Annotated in this window: 19 protein-coding genes; 9 read left to right on the plus strand and 10 right to left on the minus strand. The window is 44.5% G+C overall.

Features of this window, described 5'->3' with window-relative positions:
- Positions 1 to 100: 100 nt before the first annotated feature.
- A complete protein-coding gene (locus tag QY309_06740; GenBank protein WKZ61173.1) occupies positions 101 to 1,453 on the minus strand; it encodes a M28 family metallopeptidase in 1,353 nt (450 codons plus the stop codon).
- A 176-nt stretch (positions 1,454 to 1,629) separates the two neighbouring features.
- Here QY309_06740 and QY309_06745 point away from each other — a divergent pair, with 176 nt between their 5' ends.
- Positions 1,630 to 2,589 (plus strand): sugar phosphate isomerase/epimerase family protein, encoded by a 960-nt coding sequence (locus QY309_06745; GenBank protein WKZ61174.1) that lies wholly within the window; start codon positions 1,630 to 1,632, stop codon positions 2,587 to 2,589.
- A 73-nt stretch (positions 2,590 to 2,662) separates the two neighbouring features.
- Positions 2,663 to 3,832, plus strand: a complete 1,170-nt coding sequence (locus QY309_06750; protein WKZ61175.1) for a hypothetical protein — start codon at positions 2,663 to 2,665, stop codon at positions 3,830 to 3,832.
- 2 nt (positions 3,833 to 3,834) lie between these two features.
- Here QY309_06750 and QY309_06755 read toward each other — a convergent pair whose 3' ends face one another.
- The 5 genes from QY309_06755 to QY309_06775 form a co-directional block, all read right to left on the minus strand.
- Positions 3,835 to 4,215 (minus strand): RidA family protein, encoded by a 381-nt coding sequence (locus tag QY309_06755; protein WKZ61176.1) that lies wholly within the window; start codon positions 4,213 to 4,215, stop codon positions 3,835 to 3,837.
- A gap of 61 nt (positions 4,216 to 4,276) precedes the next feature.
- A complete protein-coding gene (locus QY309_06760; protein ID WKZ61177.1) occupies positions 4,277 to 5,332 on the minus strand; it encodes a GNAT family protein in 1,056 nt (351 codons plus the stop codon).
- Between the two features lie 100 nt (positions 5,333 to 5,432).
- Positions 5,433 to 5,969: a DsrE/DsrF/DrsH-like family protein gene (locus tag QY309_06765; protein ID WKZ61178.1), complete on the minus strand. Its 537-nt coding sequence runs from the start codon at positions 5,967 to 5,969 to the stop codon at positions 5,433 to 5,435.
- 27 nt (positions 5,970 to 5,996) lie between these two features.
- Positions 5,997 to 6,308, minus strand: a complete 312-nt coding sequence (locus tag QY309_06770; GenBank protein WKZ61179.1) for a TusE/DsrC/DsvC family sulfur relay protein — start codon at positions 6,306 to 6,308, stop codon at positions 5,997 to 5,999.
- A gap of 26 nt (positions 6,309 to 6,334) precedes the next feature.
- On the minus strand, positions 6,335 to 7,573 hold the full coding sequence (locus tag QY309_06775; protein WKZ61180.1) for an FAD/NAD(P)-binding oxidoreductase: 1,239 nt from the start codon (positions 7,571 to 7,573) through the stop codon (positions 6,335 to 6,337).
- 250 nt (positions 7,574 to 7,823) lie between these two features.
- Here QY309_06775 and QY309_06780 point away from each other — a divergent pair, with 250 nt between their 5' ends.
- The 4 genes from QY309_06780 (at position 7,824) to QY309_06795 (ending at position 14,341) form a co-directional block, all read left to right on the plus strand.
- A complete protein-coding gene (locus QY309_06780; protein ID WKZ61181.1) occupies positions 7,824 to 9,389 on the plus strand; it encodes a DUF853 family protein in 1,566 nt (521 codons plus the stop codon).
- Positions 9,390 to 9,404: 15 nt separating this feature from the next.
- Positions 9,405 to 9,884, plus strand: coding sequence for a hypothetical protein (locus tag QY309_06785; GenBank protein WKZ61182.1), 480 nt, complete (start codon positions 9,405 to 9,407; stop codon positions 9,882 to 9,884).
- 121 nt (positions 9,885 to 10,005) lie between these two features.
- Positions 10,006 to 12,522: a PIG-L family deacetylase gene (locus tag QY309_06790; GenBank protein WKZ61183.1), complete on the plus strand. Its 2,517-nt coding sequence runs from the start codon at positions 10,006 to 10,008 to the stop codon at positions 12,520 to 12,522.
- A gap of 130 nt (positions 12,523 to 12,652) precedes the next feature.
- Positions 12,653 to 14,341 carry a sodium:solute symporter gene (locus tag QY309_06795; GenBank protein ID WKZ61184.1) on the plus strand — a complete coding sequence of 563 codons (1,689 nt, stop codon included), beginning with the start codon at positions 12,653 to 12,655 and terminating at the stop codon, positions 14,339 to 14,341.
- Here the strand turns inward: QY309_06795 and QY309_06800 are convergent.
- Positions 14,338 to 14,910: a hypothetical protein gene (locus QY309_06800; GenBank protein WKZ61185.1), complete on the minus strand. Its 573-nt coding sequence runs from the start codon at positions 14,908 to 14,910 to the stop codon at positions 14,338 to 14,340. The genes QY309_06795 and QY309_06800 overlap by 4 nt on opposite strands.
- Positions 14,911 to 14,970: 60 nt before the next feature.
- Positions 14,971 to 16,680 carry a GMC oxidoreductase gene (locus QY309_06805; protein ID WKZ61186.1) on the minus strand — a complete coding sequence of 570 codons (1,710 nt, stop codon included), beginning with the start codon at positions 16,678 to 16,680 and terminating at the stop codon, positions 14,971 to 14,973.
- Positions 16,681 to 16,710: 30 nt separating this feature from the next.
- On the opposite strand from QY309_06805, the gene QY309_06810 reads away from it, so the two are divergent.
- Positions 16,711 to 19,593 carry a pitrilysin family protein gene (locus QY309_06810; GenBank protein ID WKZ61187.1) on the plus strand — a complete coding sequence of 961 codons (2,883 nt, stop codon included), beginning with the start codon at positions 16,711 to 16,713 and terminating at the stop codon, positions 19,591 to 19,593.
- Between the two features lie 251 nt (positions 19,594 to 19,844).
- Here QY309_06810 and QY309_06815 read toward each other — a convergent pair whose 3' ends face one another.
- Positions 19,845 to 20,735, minus strand: a complete 891-nt coding sequence (locus QY309_06815) for a DUF2911 domain-containing protein (protein ID WKZ61188.1) — start codon at positions 20,733 to 20,735, stop codon at positions 19,845 to 19,847.
- Between the two features lie 79 nt (positions 20,736 to 20,814).
- Here QY309_06815 and QY309_06820 point away from each other — a divergent pair, with 79 nt between their 5' ends.
- Both QY309_06820 and QY309_06825 read left to right on the plus strand, forming a co-directional pair.
- Positions 20,815 to 21,402, plus strand: a complete 588-nt coding sequence (locus QY309_06820; protein WKZ61189.1) for a DNA-3-methyladenine glycosylase — start codon at positions 20,815 to 20,817, stop codon at positions 21,400 to 21,402.
- A gap of 12 nt (positions 21,403 to 21,414) precedes the next feature.
- On the plus strand, positions 21,415 to 22,989 hold the full coding sequence (locus tag QY309_06825; protein ID WKZ61190.1) for an OmpA family protein: 1,575 nt from the start codon (positions 21,415 to 21,417) through the stop codon (positions 22,987 to 22,989).
- Between the two features lie 46 nt (positions 22,990 to 23,035).
- On the opposite strand, the gene ggt is transcribed toward QY309_06825, so the two are convergent.
- A complete protein-coding gene (gene ggt, locus QY309_06830; GenBank protein ID WKZ61191.1) occupies positions 23,036 to 24,727 on the minus strand; it encodes a gamma-glutamyltransferase in 1,692 nt (563 codons plus the stop codon).
- Positions 24,728 to 24,781: the final 54 nt, after the last annotated feature.

Below are 24,781 nucleotides of genomic sequence, written 5' to 3' on the forward strand. Positions count from 1 at the left end.
GTTTTGCTTGTTCTTATAGCTGGCTTGAATCATAGCTTTTCGTTGAGTGAGTTTCAGTTTCACCGATATCCAAAGTAATATCAGGATGATCCAAATCATGTTAACGGATCAATCTTTCCGGAAATACAATCACTGATTCATTTCCACTTTTATCCACTGCCGCAACGCCAAAGTAAAAGTTGTCAATCACAATACCTTCTAACGTAAATGTGGATACGTTAGAAACGTAACGAGAATAATCCCAGGTAGGAGAAGTGGTGTCGCGCCAGTAGATTTTATATCCGCCTACTTTATCGGCTGGCAGCGCATCCCACGAAAGTTTGGTGGAGGGTTGAACTGCGCCACCAATGGCCACGTTGGTTGGGGCGGGTGGTGCCCACGCCAATCCGGCCATGGTAATGGCGTTTACTGCTGTTAGTTTTTTAGCATACTCGAAATTCACACCTTCAATTACATCTCCATACTTGATTCCGTTTTCTTCACGTATGTCCTGATGCTGACGATTGTAATTTTCGTGGGCTTCCATAATGCGGATGCCTGCAAAACCCAGATCATTGAATGGACGATGATGCCCACCGCGACCAAACCGATCGAGCCGGTAGATCAACATCGGGTTCATTTCCGGCATATACGTTTTGGTTTGCTTGTGAACGTAGCGTGCCAATTGGCGTGAAATGCCATCCACTTCGCCACCATAAAATCTTCGTTGATTTCTGCGTTGTTCGGTTTCGGTAGGAGGTACGGGTTCGGAGAAAATCCGGAAGGAACGATTATCAATCACGCCATCAACTCCTTCAATATTTCCAATCATATCGTTGTTGAGCACACCAATAATATTCCAACCCTTCTCTTTTGCGTAACGTGCCAATCCGGCACCACCAAACAACCCTTGCTCTTCACCTGATAGTCCAACGTACACAATGCTGTGCCTGAATTTGTATTTTGAAAGTACACGTGCCGCTTCAATTGCGCCCGCCATTCCGGTTGCGTTATCGTTTGCTCCGGGTGCATCAATTTCATAATTCATGGTGTTGCTGGCGCGTGAATCAATATCGCCCGACATGATGATGAAATTGTTGGGGTATTCCGTTCCGCGTTGAATGGCTACTACGTTCACCACCCAGGCATCTTTCGGAACACGTGGATTTCCTTCTTTGGTAACCAGATCTTTTTGATAGAATACCTCCAGGCAGTTATTACACGCCTTTGAAATTTTATCAAACTCAGCCTTTATCCACCTCCGTGCCGCACCAATGCCTCGGGTGTTGGAAACGGTATCCGAAAACGTATTGCGTGTGCCAAAGTTGGCCAGTATGCGGATGTCGTTTTCCAACCGTTCAGCCGATACCGCGTTGATGATGTCGTATATCCGTAAATCAGCTTGGGGCGGAACAGTTTGTTGAGCAAACGAAAAGGTGGTGATCAGCAGGAGTATGTAAATCAGGTAACGCATAGTTGTAATGTTAGATTTCAGGTGTGGAAATGTAGGAAAGAAAGAGATAAGGCCATCGCAGATTGATATAAAACTAATTTTGTTAAGGATGGATGGTTTTTCATGCGTGCACTGAATAAAAAATCGTTTTAACAATTCGCGATAATGTCTATATTAAACGCATAAACCTGAATCCTATGAATACTGAAGCCTCACGCAGACTATTTCTTCGCAACCTCGGACTGGCCGCTGCTGGCGCAGCAATTATTCCGTCATGGTTGTCATCTTGTTCGCACAAATCTGAAAATTCTTCTGGTATGTTTTTCAAAATATCGCTTGCTGAATGGTCGCTGCATAAAGCGCTCTTCGCTAATGAATTCACCAACCTTGATTTTCCGTTAATTGCCAAACGTGATTATGGTATTGATGCGATTGAGTACGTAAATGCTTTCTTTAAGGATAAGGCACAGGACCAGGCTTACCTGACTGACCTTAAGCAACGTTGTGCTGATAATGGCGTAACCAGTTTGTTAATTATGTGTGATGGCGAAGGCTACCTCGGTGACCTGGATGAAGCCAAACGTGCCGAAGCAGTTGATAACCATAAGAAGTGGGTTGAGGCAGCGAAGTTTTTAGGCTGTCATTCCATTCGGGTGAATGCCTTTGGTGTTGGAGAACGGGAAGAAGTAGCCGCAGCGGCAACCGATGGACTTGCTTCGTTATCAGCGTTTGCAAAAGATTTTAACATCAACGTGATTGTTGAAAATCACGGCAGCTATTCTTCAGACGGACAATGGCTTTCATCTGTAATCAAAAATACAGGTATGAACAATTGCGGTACATTACCGGATTTTGGAAACTTTTGTGTAAAGCGTGCCGATGGTTCAGAATGGGGATCGGAATGTGTGGAGTGGTACGACCGGTACAAGGGCGTTGAAGAGATGATGCCTTTTGCCAAGGGCGTAAGCGCCAAGAGTTACGACTTTGATGAACAGGGTAACTGCATCGAAACCGACTATGCAAAAATGCTTTCGATTGTTAAGGATTCCGGCTACACCGGTTATATCGGAATTGAATATGAAGGGGGCAAGCTTTCTGAACCTGACGGAATAAAGGCCACTAAAGCATTGCTGGAACGAATGGGAAGTTCGTTGTAACTGACTTTTGTCATTTCGTTTGCGATTTTACCGGCTTCCGGTTTACCTTCGCAACATCTAATTCAGGTGTTGCGTGCAAACTCTTGTTGTTGATTCCAAGCCACTGGCAGATGCCTTTTTGCAGGTACATGTGTGGTGTAACCGCAATAATCCGGATTGGATTCAACCGCTGAATAAGGACATTGAGTTAGTCTTTGATCCGAAAACCAACAAGGCATTTCGTCATGGCGAAGTTATTCGCTGGCTGCTCCAGCGCGATGATGGTTCATACATCGGCAGAATTGCAGCGTTTGTTAACAAGAAATATTCCAACAAGGGAGATAAAGGCCCGATAGGTGGCATTGGTTTTTTTGATTGCATCGATGGTCAATCGGCAGCCAATATGTTATTTGATACGGCACGTTCATGGTTGACAACAAAAGGTGTTAAGGCTATGGATGGCCCAATCAACTTTGGTGAACGCGATCGTTGGTGGGGCTTGTTGGTGGAAGGATTTCATCCGCCCTTGTACGGTATGAATTACAATCCACCATATTATCAAAAGTTGTTTGAGCAATACGGCTTTCAGCTTTTCTACAACCAGATTTGCTGGCATTTACCGGTAGCCGGAGAGAAGACGCAACTTCAACCGAAGTTTTATGAAGCACATGCGATCTTTTCTGGCAAGCCTGAGTTTAAAGCGGTGCAGGTTCGCAAGAAAAACCTGGATAAGTATGCCCGCGATTTTGTTACCGTGTACAACAAGGCTTGGGCCAAGCACGAAGGCAATAAGGAAATGTCGAACGATCAGGCAATAAAACTTTTTCGTTCCATGAAACCGGTAATGGATGAAACCATCGCCTGGTTTGTGTACCATAATGAAAATCCCATTGCCATGTGGATCAATATTCCCGACCTGAACCAGGTGTTCCGGCACATGCACGGAAAATTTGGCTGGTGGGAAAAGTTGAAATTTATCTATTATCTCAAGCGCGGGGTATGTGACCGGTTTGTTGGTTTGATTTATGGTATCGTGCCTGAGTTTCAAGGCACTGGCGTGGATTACTTCATGATTGTAGAAGCGGAGAAAGTGATCAAACAACACGGCCGCTACAAAACAGTTGAATTGTTATGGCAGGGCGACTTCAATCCAAAGATGTTGAACATTTCTAAAAACCTGGGAGGGTTACAAAGTCGCAGGTTAATAACCTACCGATATAATTTTGATGGTTCACCGGTTGAGCGACATCCCATAATTGTTTGATTTTAAGACGGCACCTCAGCCACACACTCAATTTCTACCAAGGCATCTTTTGGTAAGCGACTTACTTCAACGGTGGTGCGAGCCGGTTTATGATCACCAAAAAAGGTTTCATAGGCTTTGTTCATTTTTTCAAAGTCGGCAAAGTTTTTTAAGAACACCGAAGTTTTAATGATATGCGAGCGGTTGCAACCTTCGGCTTTCAGAACGGTTTCAAGATTGCTCAACACCAGGTTGGTTTGCTCCGTTACGGTGGCACCTTCAATCAGTATGGTTTGTGGATTGAGTGGTGTTTGGCCGGAACAGAAAATCAGGTTGCCGCTACGAATGGCATGACTGTAAGGGCCAATGGCTTTGGGTGCGTGTTCGGTAAAGATCTTTTTCATATAGTTATTGATTTTATTTTAATTCTTCACGCAAATGTGCTAAGAACGCAAAGTATGATGATTATATATAATCAAATGCAGATGCATAAAGCGGCAATGATTTTAAGATTTTTATTTCCTCTTCATTCATGTTTTGATAGGAAGTCATGATGTACACCCCGGAATCTTTTACAAAAGAATTCAGCAAGCCAAGTTTGCCGTAATTCAGGATGGTCTTACGGTGCGGACAATTTTCACCCATCCAGAAAAGTGCCGAGTTTATTTTTTCGCGATGGAGTAATCCTTCAAACAAACGTAGAAGTGTTTTCTCATGGCCGGGTTTGAAATACAAGCCTTCAAGTGCAAGAAACTCAAACCGTTTTGGGTTGAATAGTTTGTTGATCAGCGGTAAACGCGGCAGTACGTTCATGATAATTTTGCCCATGAGCCCCGGCATTTTATTAATCGCCCAATGTACACGGTGGTATTGGCAGCCTGCTACAATTTCGCCCTGTTCTCGAATTATAAAATAATTATCTTTTAAGAATAGATAATCTGTATGTACCAGTGAATGATGTTTGTATTGATCATGAATCAGGTCGAGCATTTGACTTTGCTCTTCGGGTTTTAAGCGAACTACATCGGGTTGAGCTTTAGGGTAGAAGCGACTGAACGCATTCACACAAAGCAAGCCGAGTTTTTCATAGCCTGCATTTTCAACCACACGGTAGGAGCGAAGATTTCCCTTTTCCAGGCAACCCACATAAATGGTTTTTTCCCTTTCTTCCTGTTGCACCACCTCCATCACTTTACCTGCATAATACTTCATTAGCTTTTTACCCTGAATGGCAGCTGAAGCCGCAAAATACCGGATTATGTAGGAGTTGAAGGGTTGATTGTTTACACGGGGGTGTGTATGACAGAATACGGCAGTTCCGACAATGGTATTATCCTGTTCAATGGCATACAGGTAAGGATCTTTCAGTAGGCGGATAAGTTCATTGGAGTTTTTGCGCTCATACACCATGCCGGCACTTCCCCAGTTGGTGCGTTCAAAAAATGCAATGCCGGTTTCCGGAATGCCGTGGTATTTCCAGATGGTGAGATCGTTTTCCTGAAGGACAAGCTCGCGGTGCATGGATACTGAATGATGAAGCAATATAGAAATTAGAAATTGGGGCGAATTAAAAAGCCGCCCCGAATTTCAGGGCGGCTTCACCAACCTTAACCAGAACCCATCAGATGAAGATGATCTGTGTGCCTTCGCCTTCGGCCAACGCATACATATCACCCACCGTGATGATGCCTTTTACTTCATCCACAAAATCTTCTTTCTTGAGGTGGAACATATCGGCAGCCAGCTTGCAGGCATAAATCTCACCACCACCCGCTTCAATCATTTGAATAAATTCAGTGACATGCGGGATGTCAAGTTTGTCCATTTCCTTTTTCATCATATAGGATGCGAACGCTTCAAACCCTGGTAAACCTGCAACCATAGTTGGCATGCCGGGCATAAAAGCCGGGTTACCCACCGTGGCTGTGTGCAAATTATCTGCATGTTTTTTTGTGATGGCCTCCAACCCAAAGAATGTGAAGAACATTTTTGCTTCCAATCCTTCCATCAACGCACCATTGGCCATGACCAGGGCCGCATATACGTCTTCCAGTTTTCCTTTGGAGCAGATGATCAATACTTTTTTCAGTTTGCCTTTATCTTTATTTACCGGAACGTCAGCTACTTTAGTTACGGGTTTCTCTAATACGTCTTGCATAAAAATTAATTTTGAAGGTTAATGATGTTACACGCAGCTTGCGGGTTTAGGTATACCTGCCAGTTTGCTTGAAATTTTAAGCGGTCCGCCCGGAAAGAGTTGATAGAATGTTTTGATGTCAACAATTCCGGAGTTGCCTAACTTACGAATACTTAGTTGTACACCTTCTCTTTGTTTTTCGCGAAGCCAGTTCAGGACTTCGAAATGTTTGGGTGTTAATTCAATGTTTACTTCAGCCGCCATTTCTTTGGCCAGCTCGGGGGTCCATTGATTCATGTCGGTCAGGTAGCCTTCTGCATTTACAGCTACCGCGGTTCCATTTAATGTTAAGGTTTCCATAAATATTGGTTTAATGTTGGTAATAGTTATTCTGTAATTTTTCCTGCCATCGACATATTGGTGCTTACCGGAAGTTTTTTACCAGTTAACAGCATGTGCCAGTAAATCCACCGAAAGGCAAGCTTACCGAGGTGGTTAGCACGGTTTACTTTCAATAATCCCATCGGGCCGAAGCCGGCAAATGGAAATTTTCCGGGTAGGGGTTCGGTATCGTAGTTGAAATCAATAAGGGTTCCTTTTCCATATCCGGTTTCAATAAAGCAGTTGGCGTGCCCGTCAAATTTTGCTTCCAACGGTTGGCCATTGATGTAGCTCAAAATATTCTCCAGCAAAATTTCCGCTTCAAAATGTGCCACAGAGCCTGCTTTTGAAGTGGGTAGGTTAGTCGCATCACCAATCACGAAAATATTTTCGCGTTTTTTAGATTGAAGGGTATGTTTATCCGTTGGGATAAAATTAAGTCCATCTTCATCACCCATTTTACTGGCCTCTACAACCTGATCGCCTTTGTTTACAGGAACAGAGATGAGTAAATCAAAAGGAACTTCATGTTCGTCATAGGAAATCAAAACCTTGCGGTCATTATCCACGCGTTGCAGATAAAAATCCGGAACAACGTTGATTTTCTTTTCTGCCATCAGGTTGTTGAGCAGTGCCGTTGTTTTTGGTTTTGTAAATGCTCCCGAAAGTGGGGTAACATAAGTGATGTTCACCTTATCGCGTATGCCTTTTTCAGTGAAATAGGCATCGGCCAGGAAGGTAAATTCCAGCGGTGCTACCGGGCATTTAATGATGGTCTCGGCCAGGTTAATGACCAGGTTTCCACCTTGCCACGTTTCCAGTTTTTTAGCCAACCGGGTGGTGCCTTCGTAAGTATAAAAGTCGAAAATATCTGTATACCACAATTTATCTTTTAGCCCTTCTGTTTCTTCGGGTACAGGTGTCGTTCCGGTAGCAATAATCAATATGTCGTACGGAATCATGCTACCATCTTGCATAATCACCAGGTTGCTTTCGGCTTTAATTTTGGCGGCTTCGTTGATTCTGAAGTCCACACCTTCTGGTAAAAACTTCCGTTTAGGCTTCACTACATCTTCGGGCTTGTAAATGCCGAATGGAATGAAAAGAAATCCGGGTTGGTAGTAATGCGCTTCGTCTTTATCGATGATCGTAATGCGCCATAAATCTTTATTCAGATTTTTATACAGCTTGTTGGCCATCATGGTACCTGCTGTACCGGCTCCGAGAATGAGTATGTTTTTCATAATGGTTCTGCTGATTGGTTAATCGAAAGTAGAACCGCCTGTACATCTATGTAATGACTGCGCTCACATTGTGCTGTGATTTTAATCATAGAGCACTGATGCTCTGTAACTTAAGTCACACAAGAAGGCAGGCTTCACGTGCGGCATTATGGAAGAATGGATGTTGATTCCAATAGCTTCAGCTTCTGGTAGTAGCGGGTTTAATAACCTGATCATTATTGTATATTCGTAGCTACAAAATGTTTTATTTATGAGTCGTGACGCGTTTGTTGAAGCCATTAAAAAGTCATACGGATTTACCAGCTCTTCCATTTTTCTGGGAGCCGGAATTTATCAACAGGAAATAGTGGCGGATGCCCGCGTGAACCTGCCGTTAAAAATGATGACGCGACACGGGTTGGTTACCGGGGCAACCGGCTCAGGAAAAACCAGAACCCTGCAACTGATTGCTGAACAACTTTCTGCTGCAGGCGTACCCGTGTTTATGCCCGATATGAAGGGCGATATTTCCGGATTGGCAAAAGCGGCTACACCGAATGATAAGTTGACTGAACGGGCAACAGCTATCGGCAGCACGTACCAACCAGCTTCCTTTCCGGTAGAGATTTATTCGCTCAGCGGCAAGCTTGGCGCACAAATGCGCGCCACGGTTACGGAGTTCGGACCTGTTTTGTTAAGCAAGATTCTTGAACTCAACGATACGCAGACTGGCGTACTCACCATGCTTTTCAAGTATGCGGATGATAAGGCTTTGCCGATTTTGGATTTCAATGATTTAAAGAAAGTATTGAACTACCTCACCGAAGGACCGGGTGCAGAAGAAATAAAAAGTGACTATGGAAAAATCAGTAGTTCAACAGCGGGAACCATTCTTCGAAAGATTGTAGCATTGGAACAGCAGGGTGTGCAGCACATTTTTGGTGAACGTTCGTTTGATGTTGAAGACCTGTTTGAGAAAGTGGATGGAAGAGGCGTGATCAGTTTATTGAATGTTTCGGATGTACAACATCAGCCAGCTGTTTTTTCTACGTTCATGTTGGCGTTGCTGGCAGAAATTTATCAGACCCTTCCGGAAGCAGGTGATCTGGATAAGCCGAGATTGGTTTTCTTTTTAGATGAGGCTCATTTGTTGTTTAAGGATGCGCCTAAAGCTTTTCTGGATCAGATCGATCAGGTTATCCGCTTAATTCGTTCAAAGGGTGTGGGTATCTTTTTCTGTACACAATTAACACAGGATGTTCCACAAAATGTGTTATCACAACTGGGTAATCGCGTGCACCATGTTATCCGTGCATTCACTCCCAATGATGTCAAGGCACTTCGCGAAACCATCAAAACGTTTCCAAGGTCGGATTTCTATGACATGGAACAACAATTTACCCAACTGGGTACGGGGCAGGCGTTTATTACGGTGCTTAATGAAAAGGGTATTCCTACAGAAACAGTGGTAACACATTTGGGGCCTCCGGCTTCGGTGATGGGCCCATTATCCGAGCAGGAATATCAGCAGGTACTTAGCAACTCCGATATGTACCGGAAATACAAAGATCCGATTGACCCACAAAGTGCGCACGAATTGCTGGAGGCGCGAATGAAGCAATATGAGGAACAACAACAGGAAACGGTGAAGCAACCTCGTACAACCACCACCACGCGACAAACTTCCACGGGCCGGGCAACGCGAAAGGAAAAATCTACGTTTGATCAGGTGGTTGGTTCACCGATGGCCAGGCAGATAGGGAGAGAGTTGGTACGTGGGGTATTTGGTGTGTTGTTTGGAACATCAACCCGCAGGTCAAAGAGAGGATTATTTTAAAATAAAATAAATGCCATGCCCATATTATTGATCATAGTCGTCCTCTATGTGTTTGTTTATCCCGAGCAGGAGGTGCCCTATAAGTCAAGTGAGGAATTTTCGGTTCGACTTGACATGAAGTTTATGCAACGCCCTGCTGTTGATCCGGGCACGGTAAAGGTGGATGAAACCCGTGCAGAGTATCTCAAACGAATCAGCACCGATCCGCTTCCGCACATGACCTTATACTTACTGGTTAAGGAAGCAGCTGCCAATGAAGTGCGTATGAAAATTATGCGGGATGGAAAGACCGTAGCAAGTAATCGGAAGTTTACTATTGGGAAAGAAATTAAACTTGATGTGGGATTCACGGATGATGCCAAAGACAAGATTTCTGGTTACGAACATATTGTGTATTTTCTTTCTGATGATAAAAAGGAGGTGAGCCGCATCATCATCACCATCGATGAAAATGGCGATTACTTTATCAACGGTCAGAAACGTGGCAGGGTGTAGCAGTCGTTAACCCTGATCATTTACCGCTTAGCCCGTCATTCACCTGCATCATGTAAGTCTGTATTTTTTGCGTAACCTTACCTGAATTTTTATGTTTATTAGCACAAAATTCCGGCATTGCATGATTCGTTTTGTACCCCTGTTTCTATTCGTATCATTCTTTACTTTCGGTCAGTCTGATCAGCCCAGCGCGGCTGAAATTAAGCTGGCTTTGAAGAAACTAAATTTTCTTGGATCGGCCCTGTACGTGGCGGCTCATCCGGATGATGAGAACACACGCGTGATTGCCTATCTCGCCAACGAGCGTTTGGCGGCCACCGCTTACCTCTCCATGACGCGTGGCGATGGGGGGCAAAACCTCATCGGCCCTGAGATGCGCGATCTGTTGGGACTTATCCGAACACAGGAGTTGATAACTGCCCGAAAGATTGATGGTGGCGAACAATTTTTTACCCGAGCGAATGATTTTGGTTACTCCAAGTCTGCTGAAGAAACATTTGACATCTGGAATAAAGATGAAATTCTTTCGGATGTAGTTCGGGTTTACCGGTCTTTTCAGCCGGATGTTATCCTCACGCGTTTTCCTCCCGATGAACGTGCCGGTCATGGTCACCATACGGCATCAGCCATGTTGGCCATTGAAGCGTTTGATGTGGCGGGCAAGTCAACGGTGTATCCCAATCAATTAAAAACATTCAATACCTGGCAGCCGAAGAGATTGTATGTAAATACAGGCCGTTGGTGGAATGAATCCATAAACGAAAATACTCCGGGCGTTACCGCGTTGAATGTGGGTGGCTATAATACGCTATTGGGTGAATCGTATTCAGAAATGGCAGCCACCAGTCGAACGCAGCACAAGAGCCAGGGCTTTGGTTCTTCCGGAAGACGCGGTGATGCACAGGAATTTTTTGAACTCACGCGCGGTGACGCAGCCAAAGACATTTTTGACGGAGTTAATACCACGTGGAGTCGCGTAAAGGGTGGAGAAAAAGTTCAGCCTCTTGTCGACAAGGCGATTAAAGAGTTTGATCTGGAAATGCCGTACTTAAGTATTCCTTTATTAGTTCAGATTCGAAATGCAATCAGGCAGGTTGAGCCAGGCATTTGGCGTGAGCGCAAACTTCAGGAAACAGATCAATTGATTAAGGACTGTCTGGGATTCTATGCAGAAGTTTCGGCTGGTAATTTTTATGGTTCACCGGGCGAACCCGTTGTGCTGAATTATGAGCTAATCAACCGATCCGCATTTCCGGTTACATTGAAAAAAATTGTGTGTGTTGATGTAAAACTCGACACGCTTTTTCAGCAACCGCTTCAGAATAATATTCCTGTATCCTTTCGGATTCAAAAGAAAATCAATTCAGCCAAAAACTATTCTGATCCATACTGGCTGCGTGAACCACATTCAATTGGTTTGTTTGAGGTGCCGGATGAACGCTTAATCGGAAAACCCGAGAATGATCCGGCACTGACTATGGTGGTTGATTTATTGGTTGATAAGGAATTGATTTCCGTTCGCGTTCCGGTTGTTTATAAGTGGACTGATCCGGTGAAAGGCGAACAAACCCGTCCGTTTGAAATTGTGCCGCCAGTATTTGTAAACCTTTCTGATCCGGTTTTGGTGTTCAGTGATGCCAGTCCGAAAACCATAAACGTTCAAATTAAATCCGCAGTTAATCAGGGAATAACCGGAACACTTAAACTCAATGTTCCAGCAGGATGGAAAACAGAACCACCTGCAGCCTCTTTAACAATATCTAATCGGGGAGAAGAAATAACACAGGCTTTTGTAATTTACCCGGGTAACGAAGAAGTAACGGGCACGCTATCAGCCTCATTCACTGTGGGTGATAAAACGTTTAATCAATCTCTTCAGACTATTAGTTATGACCACATTCCTGTTCAAACACTTTTGCCGAAGGCTGAAGCAAAGGTTGTGCGCATTAACCTGAAGCGTGAAGGTAGTACCATAGGTTACATTCCCGGTGCAGGCGATGATATACCAGTAGCGTTGCGCACCATGGGATATGAAGTTGTGGAGTTGAAGAACGGAGATGTTAATCATGAAAACCTGAAACGCATGGATGCGGTTGTTCTTGGCGTGCGCGCCATCAATACCAATGACCGGCTTCGTTTCTTAATGCCCGCCTTGTTGGAATATGTTAAACAGGGCGGAACGCTTGTGGTGCAGTATAACACCACGGTTGATTTAGGTACAACCTTCACACCCTATACGCTAAAACTTTCACGTGATCGGGTAACGGATGAAAACTCAGAAGTTCGTTTTTTAAAACCCGATCATCCGGTGTTGAATTATCCGAACAAGATCACCGCAGCCGATTTTGAAAACTGGGTGCAGGAGCGTGGTTTGTATTTTCCCAATACCTGGACAAACGACTTCGAAGCCATCTTATCCATGAATGATAAAGGGGAGGATCCAAAAGAGGGTAGTCTGCTCGTAGCAAAATACGGCAATGGATATTATGTATACACGGGTTTATCCTTTTTTCGCGAGTTGCCTGAAGGTGTAGCAGGCGCTTATAAACTATTTGCTAATTTAGTTTCGCTTGAAAAACAACAACCGTTGCAAGGAGCAATTCCAAAAAAGAATGTCAAGAAATCAAAACAAAAGTGAAGCATAAGCCTGAAACTTCGATAGACGAAAAGCCACCTGTTTTTAAAAGCTGGTCGGGGTGGTATGCATTGCTGCTCGGTGCATTGCTGTTTCAAATCGTTTTGTATCTCTGGTTAACCCTGTTGTTTTCATGAGCCTGATTGATTGGATTGTTCTTTTTGGTGTTATCCTGATTATTGTTTCGTACGGAGTATGGAAAACCCGTGGTAACAAAACCATGGAGAGCTACCTGAAGGGAGACGGATCACTCAAATGGTGGATGATTGGTATTTCCATTATGGCCACACAAGCCAGTGCCATTACTTTTTTATCTACACCCGGGCAGGCCATAGAAGACGGCATGCGGTTTTTGCAATTCTATTTTGGTTTGCCGCTGGCGATGATCATCATCTCCGTAACCTTTGTTCCCATTTATTACAAGCTCAATGTTCTCACCGCTTACGAGTACCTGGAGTCGCGCTTCGACTTAAAAACACGGTCGCTAACAGCCGGGTTGTTTTTGTTGTTACGCGGACTATCTGCCGGCATTACCATCTTTGCGCCATCGTTGGTGTTATCAACCATTTTGGGTTGGCCGATCACCGCCACCACATTGCTCATCGGGGTAATGGTGATTGTTTATAGTGTGTCGGGCGGATCGCGGGCGGTGAGCTTAACGCAGCGCATGCAGCTTTCTGTTGTGATGGGCGGAATGATTTTGGCCGGAATTCTGGCCTTTACCATGTTACCCGATTCTATTTCGTTTTCCGATACCGTACAGATTGCAGGTGAGTTGGGAAAGTTGAACCTGGTTGAATTAGAGTTTAACATTAATGACCGGTATAACATCTGGTCGGGGTTGATTGCCGGTACGTTTTTATTTCTCTCTTATTTCGGCACAGACCAATCGCAAGTGGGTCGATATCTTGGCGGTAAATCTATAGCCGAAAGCAGGTTGGGGTTGATGTTCAATGGCTTGTTGAAAATCCCCATGCAGTTCATCATTCTGTTTATCGGGGTTTTGGTGTTTGTATTTTACCTGTTTCATCAACCCCCGGTATTTCACAACCAGGTGTTGAAAGAGCGGGCCATGCAAACAGAAAAGGCTGTTGTATTGAACGAACTTGAAGCGGAGTATAATACGATTTATTCAGAAAAACGGACGGCTGTAGATCAACTTGTGGAGTCCATTCATACAGAAAATACTGAGGGGATTGCCAACGCGAAACGCGAGGTTTGGGAAATTACAGAAAAGGAGAAATCCGTTCGTAATGCTGTTAAGGAAACTATCCAGGCGGCAATTCCATCAGCCAAGACTCAAGATCGTGATTACATCTTCCTAAACTTTGTATTGAATAATTTCCCTCATGGCATTATCGGGTTGTTGCTGGCCGTTATGTTTCTGGCGGCTATGTCGTCAATGGCAGGGGAACTCAGTGCATTATCCTCTACAACCGCATCTGATATCTACAGACGTTCTATTAACCGAAAGGCTTCGCCCGAGCATTACCTGAAAGCATCGCGTGGGTTTACCATTATGTGGGCTTTACTGGCGATGGTGTTTGCCATGCTGGCCAGTTTTGCTGAAAACCTGATTCAGTTTGTAAACATTGTAGGTTCGCTATTTTACGGAACCATTCTCGGTATATTTCTTACTGCGTTTTATGTAAAGCGTGTTCAGGGTACTGCCGTTTTTTGGGCGGCTATTCTGGCTGAATTGGTTGTGTTGTATTGCTATTTCTTTACCGATCTTGCATTCCTGTTATACAACATCATCGGTTGTGCTATTGTGATCGTAACCGGATTACTACTTCAGCTTTTTCTGAAATCGAAATCTTAGAGGCTGGCCATTTCTACCGAACGGTATAAGTTCTGATATTCCGGAACATGCTCGGTGTACACAAACGGTTCTGTTTTGTGTTGTTCATTCAATCGAAAACGAACAATCTTATCGTTAAGTTTCCACGAAAGTTCAACGTGTGTAAAAGCTCGGTTCAATTTTTTACTTCCATTTTCTTCTATCAATACGTTTTCATTCTCTGCCAATTCGCGGTTGTAGTCATCCAACGCAGTCAGGCTGAACGTTCCATAACGTGCGATGAGTTTATCTGCAATATTTTCCGATAAGATGAACTTCGATTGGCAATGTTGTTCATCCAGATAATACAAAACGATTGTTTTAACCGGTGTTCCAAAAATTTCAGATTTAGAATTCTGAATAACAAAAAATTCAGCCCGATCCTGAAAAAATTTACCAAAGTGATGATCTTTCATCCATGGTTGTTCCGTTGTATCTGATTTTGGTGTAAAGGCAAAGGCATCCTGAGGAAAGATATAACGTGGTTCGGGTACGTTTTGAATAACCGGTGCACTGTCCGTGACTACCGGCTTTTGTTTAGTACATGCCATTACCAAAACGAGGACTAGCAATATGATCCATTGCTGTTGCACAATTAAAGATATAAAGAATCAGTTAATTTTTATATCGTCCAGCCTTTCGCTAAGTGTTTTGGCGGTTGTTCCGGGTTTTACCGGAATATGGCTCATGGCATATTCGCTCAGCGCAGTTATGGTCAGGGAAGGGTTTACCCCCAGGTTGCAGGGCACAATGGATCCATCAAGGATGTAAAAGTTTTTGTGCCCGTGTACTTCAAAGTTTTCATTTACCACACCTTCTTCCTTTGTTTTTCCCATCGGGCAGCCACCAAGAATATGCGCAGTTGAGGCTAACCCAAACACCACTTCGCTGAATGCATTTTGCGGTACCCCATTTACTTTTGCTGCGTATTTGTAAAGCACCTCCTGCCCAATGGGTATGTAGCTGGGTACTTTTTCGCCACTATCATTTTTAAAAGATAACGAATGCCCGAACAAACCACGCTTCAGTTTCATGCGCATCGCGTTGGGTAACGATTGCATGATGAGGAAGATGACTGAATTCTTCGCGACATTGCGCTGGAACAATGACCGGAAAAAATCAATAGGATGCGTAATGATGTTGCCCAGCATTTTCAGTGTTCGCACGATCGGATTTCCATTTCCGGCAGCCATGGTAGCCAATCGAATCATCGCGCCAGACTTATCCGGAAATTTGCATAGCTCAATATGCGTATGCTCATCCGGATTGAAGACGGTGCTGATGGCAAGTCCATGATTTAATTTCCGGTCGGCTGCTACTACACCCGAAAGCATTTCCGAATTGGTGAGCAGGTTATGACCCAATTTATCGGATAGGTTGGGTAAAGTTTTGTGTACGTGTTTTTGCTTGAGTAACAGATCAAGCGTTCCCAACACACCGCCACTCACCACAATGCCATTGGCGGTAAATGTTTGTGTGTTCTTTATAAACCCTGTACTGGTTCGGGTTAGAATTTTGTAGGTCTGATCTTCCTGAACCTCAATCCTGATGGTTTCTGTTTCGGCAAGTACGGTAGCGCCAAAAAGATTTTCAGCAAACCATAAGTAGTTTTTGTCAAGCGTGTTTTTGGCTTCATACCGGCAGCCGACCATACAGCCGGCACATTCAATGCATCCCTTTCGTTTAGGACCCAATCCTTTAAAATAAGGATCAATTTCCTTTTTGGGATCACCGAGGTAAACGCCAACATGGTCAACACGATCGTAGGTATGCCCGCGGCCCATCTCTTCAGCAATTTCCTTTAGCACAAGGTCTTCGGCATTTTCTTTTTTATACTTTTCACTGCCCAGCATGAAGCGGGCGGTTTCATAATGTGGCGAAAGGATGTTTTTCCAATCTTTGATTCCAGACCAAACGGGATTATTAAAAAATGCATCGGGGGGCATCATGTGCGTGTTGGCATATACCAACGATCCGCCTCCCACGCCAACACCACTAAGAATAAATACTTCTTTGAAAAAACTGAGTCTCAAAAATCCGAACCAATGCAGGGCAGGAAGCCAAAGATACTTTTTCAGGTTCCAGTTGGACTTAGGGAAATCCTGTGATTTCCATCGCTTCCCTTTTTCAACAACCAAAACCCGGTATCCCTTTTCAGCTAACCGCATAGCCGAAACCGACCCTCCGAATCCAGAACCGATAACGATATAATCGAAGTGATTGCTTTTCATGGTGTCCTGAGACAAGGATACACGAAAAATCAATTCGAAGCCATTTGCCAATCCTGTAATTTCTCTTGCCGGACATCCTGATTTTAACATACTTGTTCATGCTAAAATCCAGAAAACCATATGAAACAATTCAACAGAATTATTACAGGCCTTGTGCTGATTATCCCCTTTTTGGTTAATGCCCAGACAAAGCTTGTTGAAAAGGTAGAGAAGAGGGGAAGCCAGTTGGTTATCCCGTATGAAAAGTACGTGTTGCCCAATGGCCTTACTTTGGTTATCCATGAAGATCATAGCGACCCAGTTGTTCATGTAGACGTAACGTACCATGTGGGTTCAGCGCGTGAAGAAATCGGAAAGTCGGGGTTTGCCCATTTCTTTGAGCACATGATGTTTCAGGGAAGCGATAACGTTGGTGATGAGCAGCATTTTAAAATCATTACTGAGGCTGGCGGAACCTTAAATGGATCGACTAATCGTGACCGCACAAATTATTACCAAACCATTCCGAATAACCAGGTAGAGAAAATTTTATGGCTGGAAGCCGACCGTATGGGATTTTTATTGGATGCGGTAACGCAGCGCAAGTTCGAAATCCAACGCGAAACCGTGAAGAATGAACGAGGCCAGAATTACGATAACCGCCCGTACGGGTTGGTAGGTGAGGTGACTGCTAAAAACCTCTATCCTTATGGCCATCCATACTCGTGGCTAACCATTGGTTACATTGAAGACCTGAACCGGGTAGATGTTAACGACTTGAAAAACTTTTTCCTTCGTTGGTATGGCCCGAACAATGCCACCCTAACTGTTGGTGGTGATGTTAAGCCTGCTGAAATTGTAAAGCTGGTTGAAAAGTATTTCGGCTCTATTCCTCGTGGCCCCGAAGTAAAGAACATGAAAATACCGGCACCTGTACTTGAAGGTGATCGGTACGTAACCTTAGTTGATAACTACGCCCGTACCCCGCAATTATCCATTACATTCCCGTCTGTACCAACCTATCATGAAGATGAGGCACCGCTGGCTTGCCTCGCGCAAATTTTGGGTCAGGGTAAGAATTCAGTTTTTTATCAGCAGATCATTAAGGATCAATATGCTCTGAATGCGTTCGCCTTCAATCGGACAAGTGAGTTGGCCGGTGAATTTGCCATAAGCCTTACTCCGGCCCCGGGAAAAACCTTGGCTGAATCAAAGAAAATGATTGATGATGGCATTAAGAGTTTTGAAACCCGTGGCGTTACCGATGATGATATTGAGAAATTTGTGGGTGCTTTTGAATCGCAGTATATAAACCGGTTGCAAAGCGTTAGTGGAAAGGTATCGCAGTTAGCCGCTTACCAAACCTATACGGGTAATCCTAATCAGATTGCAAAAGAACTTGAGCGCTATACACGCGTCAAAAAGCAAGATGTATTACGGGTGTACAATCAATACCTGAAAGGTAAACCATCTGTGATTGTAAGTGTGGTTCCCAAAGGTCAGGAATCAAATGTTGTAGCTCCGGATAATTACACAGTTAAAACGGACGGATATAAAGCACCGGATTACGGTTATGCCGGTTTAACCTATGTAAAGCCAAAAGATAACTTCGATCGCAGCAAGATTCCTGGCAGCGGTCCGAATCCGGTTGTTGCTGTTCCAGCTTTCTGGCGTAAAGACCTTGATAATGGTGCGAAAGTAATAGGTACGGTAAGTAATGAGTTACCCGTTGTAACGATGTCAATAACCATTCCGGGTGGGCATCTGTTGCAAGCATATGATACGGCTAAGGTTGGACTTGCCCGTATGTTTGCGGCCATGATGAACGAAGACACAAAGAATTATTCTGCCGAGCAAATGCAAGCCGAGCTTCAGAAACTGGGCAGTTCAGTAAATGTAAGTAGCAGTGTAGATGGTATTTCGTTTACGGTGCAAACGTTGAAGAAAAACCTGGATAAAACATTGGTATTGCTGGAAGAGCGGATGTTCCAACCAAAGTTTACAGAAGAAGCGTTCAGTCGCCTGCAGAAGCAATCGCTGGAAGGATTCCGCCAACGTAAAGCACAACCGGCTACCATAGCCAGTGAAGTATTTGATAAAATGAATTATGGCGGTAACCATATACTAGGCATGAGTGAGTTTGGAACGGAACATTCCGTGAAGAATCTTGCGCTGAAAGATGTGGAAGCGTATTATAACAATTACATGACCTCGCGCGGGATGGAGGTAGTTGTGGTAGGTGATGTGAGTCAGAATGAAATACTTGGTAAGCTTAATTTCTTGAAGAAACTCCCTAACAAGGAGATCAAGTTACCAAAAGTAGACACCAAACCTTCAGCTGAGAAGACACGAATCTATTTGGTTGATGTACCGCGTGCCGCGCAAACACAATTCAGGGTAGGAGGGTTAACCGGCCTTACCTATGATGCAACCGGTGAGTATTACCGCGCGATGCTGATGAACTACGTATTAGGCGGTTCATTCAATAGTCGATTGAACATTAACCTGCGCGAAGATAAAGGTTGGACGTACGGTGCCCGCAGCGGTTTTTCTGCTGATAAGTACAGCGGTTCGTTTTCATTTAGTTCGGGCATTAGAGCAGATGCTACCGACAGTGCCCTGTATGAAGTTATGAACGAGCTTACACAATATGCGAAAGGTGGTATTACCAATGACGAACTGTCATTTATGAAAAGCGCCCTTGGGCAACGTGATGCGTTGTTGTATGAAACCGGTTTTCAAAAGGCAGGCTTTATTGGCAGAATACTTCGCTATGACCTTCCGGCCAATTACGTGGATGAGCAAAACCGAATTCTTGCCAACCTGACCAAAGCTGAAGTGGATGCATTGGCCGCAAAGTGGATTAAGCCCGATAACATGAGTATTCTTCTGGTAGGAGATAAGAATAAAATTTTACCAGGGTTAAAACGCCTGAACTATGAAATTGTGGAGTTGGATGTGAATGGAAATTTGAAGAATGGCACAGAAACCCTGAACAAAGAGAAGCTTAAGAAAGTAGAGTAAAATCAAATTTGAGATTGTGAGTATCCGTTTAAAGTCCTAGAGTAAAGATCGGCCGTCATTGCGAGGGAGGCACGACCGAAGCAATCTAATCCCGGATACTATATTGGGATTGCTTCGCTAGCGCTCCTGCCTGCAGCAGGCAGGCGCAATGACGGAAACATTTAGAATTAAAATCGGATACTCATATTTGAGATTCAAAAAAAAGGCAGCCCTATTGGGCTGCCTTTTTTTGTTGCGCTTAAAAGAATGAATTACTTCTTCTTTTTGGCGGGAGTCTTAGGCATTTCTGCAGTGATTTTCGCCATCAGGTCTTCATTCAGTTTTACATAACCGAAATCGCTGGGTGCTGCTTTTGCTTTGTCAAGCGATTGTTGTGCAGTTGCTAATGCGCCAGCATAATCGCCTAATGCATGCTGAATTTTTGCTTTAGTATGAATATTCCAGAATGCATCGCGATTACCGGTTTCAATACCAATGGTAATCCACTCCAATGCCTTCTTCAGGTCTTTGCCGTTTTCAAAGTAGTAGTTGGCGGCAGCAATGTAATTACCCGGGCTCACGCGTGTACCGGCTTCGATCGACTTCATTACTTTGCTGTCGTAATCAACGGTAATGCCGAATTTCACTGATGTGTTTTCCCATGCTACTTCAATATTCGCTTTGGTGTTATCATCAGAGATGTCAGCAATGTTTACGGTAAAAGTCTCAACGCGGTCAGCAAGTTTTGCAGGTTTTGCAGTGAGTCTTACGGCATCTTTTGATTGATCGTATGCTGGGGTGTTTCCACCCATGGAAGGATCGCTGTATAGAATTACTGTCCACTCGTCTGCGCCAGGAATAGTTAACAACAGGTAGTCACCTTTTTTCAGGCTTTTGCCACCAACGGTAACTTCATCACCAAAGCTGATTACGGTACCCGCATTGGCACCGGTGCGCCAAAGCTGACCGTAGGGTACAAGGAAATCACCTCCCTCACCGAAAATTTTTCGTCCTTTCATTTTTGGGCGGGCGTAGTTGATTTTTACATCGGTAAGGCCAACGGTGGTGCTTACACTGGCAGCAGGGCTTGCGGCTGGCGTCTGTATTTGAGCTTCAGCGGCAGCAAATACCACCAGTAACAAAAGAGTCAGCATTTTTTTCATGGTACTTATCATTTTTTAGGGTTTAAACGTTTGAGGGTCGTAAAATTAGCGATTCTTTTGGTTTGCGAAAGGTTAACGCATGAAGCTTCAGCCCTCATTTTACCACCGGAGAAATGTGACTACCATTGCCCGTGATTTACTGGGCAAAGTGTTGATTACCAGCATAAAAGGTCAGGTATCTTCCGGCATCATTGTTGAAACGGAGGCCTATTCGTGGAAGGAGCGTGGTTGTCACGCCTACAATGGCCGAAAAACGCTGCGGAATGAAGTAATGTTTGATGCCGGTGGCAAAGCCTATGTTTATTTGTGTTATGGTATGCACCACTTGTTCAATGTGGTAACTAATCGCGAAGGAATTGCCGAGGCTGTTTTGGTTCGTGCGGTTGAACCGTTGCAAGGCGTAGAGATTATGATTGAACGAAGAGGTGATGTACCGGTTCATCAACTTACCTCCGGTCCGGGCAAATTAACCCGTGCATTAGGCATTGATCGGTCGTGGAATGGAAAAGTGTTGTGGAATGATGATGTTTGGATTGAAGATATTGGCAAAAAAGTGTCTGCCCGGCAACTTGATATAAGCAAACGAATTGGCATTGATTATGCCGGTGAGGATGCTAACTTGCTTTGGCGTTTTTCAATTCGTGATAATAAATGGGTAAGCCGGTAATGCGGTATGGTTATGCTTAGAGTTACTTTAGTTTTCATTCTGTTTCTACAATGCGTTGATGGATTTTCGCAAACCTTGTTTTCTTCAAATTCATTTTCGCTGGTCAATTCTACCTATGATGAGCAAAACCCCGTTGTCTCGCCTGATGGAAAGACCTTGTATGTCACCCTAAGCCATCATCCGCAGAATGTTGGCGGACAGCGCGACCCCGGTGATATCTGGGTGTCGCAGTGGTTGGGCAACGGATGGTCAGCGCCCGTGCATGCCGGACCAGCGCTTAATCATCGCGGTTACAATGGCGTGGCCGGATTTTCAGCAGATGGAACACAGCTTTTTCTGCTCAGTCATTACGACCCCTCAGGTGAAGCCCGTACACAAGGCATTTCCATTTCGCGAAAGAGTGGCGCGGGATGGTCAACACCGGAAAATATTTATATTCCATATTTCCAGAATAAATCATCGATCCAAAGCGGACAAATTACTCCGGATGGTCGCGTGTTTGTTTATAGTGCAGAAACCTACGGTACACGTGGTGTTGAAGATATTTACGTTTCCATAAAAGGAAATGATGGAAAATGGAGCGAACCGAAAAACCTGGGATCAACAATCAATACACAATTTCAGGAGTTGTGCCCCTCGTTAAGTGCTGATGGAAGCACGTTGTATTTTTCCAGCAACGGAAGAAGAGGAGTAGGTAGTTTTGATATTTACTCCAGCACCCGATTGGATGATTCATTTCAGAATTGGTCTGAACCGGTTAATCTGGGAACATCCTTTAATTCATCCGGCCGTGAATTGTTTTTCAGACCATTTGAACGGTTGGGGTATTCTTTGTTTACATCAACCACCAACAGCGATGGGTATGGTGATATCCGGTACTTCATTCCGGAGAAAAGAGATTCAAGTCTGATTGCCGTTGTTCCTCCGGATACGGTGATAAAAATCCGTGAACAGAAATATGAAGAGGTTATTGGTGAAAATGAAGTGAAGATTTTTGGAAAGGTGGTGAGTGCCTCCAACGATCAACCTGTTCAAGCCAGTTTGAAATTTACGTCACCAACCGGTTCTTATCCGGCCGCCACACAAAACGGTCAGGGCTATTCGTTGAAAGTGCCTTCAACAGAATCTTATACGCTGGAAGTTACGGCACCCGGTTATATCAGTTCATTTGAAAAACTTGATCTGCACACGCTGGAGCTGAAAGAGCTTGAAATGAATTTTAGATTGCAGCCCATTGAAATTGGAGCAACAGTTAACTTGAAGAGCGTATTGTTCGCGCAAAGCAAGCCTGCGTTGTTACCTGAATCATATCAGGAGCTCGATCTGGTAGTATCTTTTATGCAATCGAACGAACATGTTGAAATTGAACTTTCCGGTCATACCGATAACCGAGGTTCATTCCGCCAGTTAATGGAGCTTTCTCAACAGCGTGTTAATCGCGTAAAAGAATACCTGGTTTCAAAAGGCATTGATAAAAAGCGAATTACAGGTAAAGGATATGGTGGGTCAAAACCCGTAGCCAACAATGATACGGAAGAAGGCAGAATGCTGAACAGAAGAGTGGAATTCACGATCAAAAAGAATTAAATCAGACCCGCAAACCCACAACCTGTAACGCGTAACACGCAACCCGTTAGTATCCATCAGCTGCATCATCCCCTCGTGGATCTGCCCCGCCTTCCAGTTTACCATCAGGTAAAACCAGAATGGCATCCACACGGCCAATCGCCCTGCGCGAATTGAATGTATGGCCCATGGAAACAAGTTTCAAACTATCTTTTTCGGTAATGGCTTTGTATTCCGGTGCAATCACATCGGGGTACCACTGGCTATGAACGCGACCAGCGTTTACCGCCTCTTGCATACCCATGCCATGCTCTACCACATTCAGAATAGTCTGAAAGACAGATGTAATAATCGTGCTTCCTCCGGGTGTGCCCACCACCATAAATAGCTTTCCATCTTTCTCTACGATGGTTGGTGTCATCGCGCTAAGCATGCGCTTGTTGGGTTCAATTTTATTGGCTTCACCACCGAGTACACCAAACATGTTGGGTACACCGGGCTTTGAACTGAAGTCGTCCATTTCATTGTTCAGGAAAAATCCGGAACCCGCTACCACAACGAAATTTCCATACCAGCCATTGATGGTGGTAGTGATGGAGACCGCGTTACCATCTTTATCCACAACGGATAAGTGTGTGGTTTCCTCCGATTCATAACCGGTGATAACTCCAGGTTTGATGGAGTCACTAGGTGTAGCTTTTTCAGGATTGAACGTCTTCATTCGTTCGCGGTTGTAAGTCTCTGAAAGCAATTGCTCAACAGGTACTTCAAAAAAATCCGGATCGCCCAGGTATTTGGAACGATCGGCATATACCCTGCGCTCGGCTTCCACCATCAGGTGAACGGTTTTAGGTGAGTTGAAACCCCATTCGTTGATCGGGTAAGGCTCAACAGACTTCAAAAGTTGTACGAGGCAAATTCCACCACTGCTTGAGGGTGGCATTGAAATGATTTTGTAATCCTTGTATGTGGCCGTTATCGGATCACGCCACACGGCCTCGTAGTTTTTCAAATCTTCATGCGTAATTAATCCGTTGCCGCGTTGCATCTCAGCCACAATATCATCAGCAGTCTTGCCCTCGTAAAAACCAACACGCCCCTCATCACGAATGCGCTCAAGAGTATGGCCCAGGTCTTTCCAGTAAATGGTGTCACCGGTATTCCATTGCTCACGAATGAGAAAATCGGGAGTAACCGTGTTATACTTTAACAGATTTTCTTTCAATGCATTTAAACCGCGTGCTTCACGTTCAGTAAGCGGAAACCCGTTCAACGCCAGATCAATGGCTGGCTGTACAATATCTTTCCACGGAAGTGATCCATACTTTTTATGCCCTTCCACCATGCCGGCCACTGCACCCGGTACACCATTGGCGAGGTGCCCAGCTGTGCTCAGGGTTTCTATAACATTCCCGGCCGAATCAAGATACATATTGGTGGTGGCTGCTGCGGGGGCTTTCTCACGAAAATCCAAGGCAGCAATTTCCCCATCGGCATTGCGCAATACCATAAAACCTCCTCCGCCAATGTTACCGGCAGCCGGAAAGACAACAGCCAACGCCAGTTGCGTAGCGATTGCTGCATCAACCGCGTTGCCTCCTTTCTTTAAAATTTCTACCCCAACTTTCGATGCCAGTGGGTGAGCCGACACCACCATGGCCGAGTCGGCCACAAGTCCGGTAACGGGTTCCGACCGTTTACACGAGATACAGGTAACGACAACAATAACAACTGAAAGGAAGAAAGCGCGCTTTACCATAATTATTTTGGTTACGAATCCGCTAAAGTATTAATTAATCCAAACTTAAGTTAA

This window comes from Cyclobacteriaceae bacterium (genome assembly GCA_030584025.1).
In the GTDB taxonomy this organism is placed as follows: domain Bacteria; phylum Bacteroidota; class Bacteroidia; order Cytophagales; family Cyclobacteriaceae; genus UBA2336.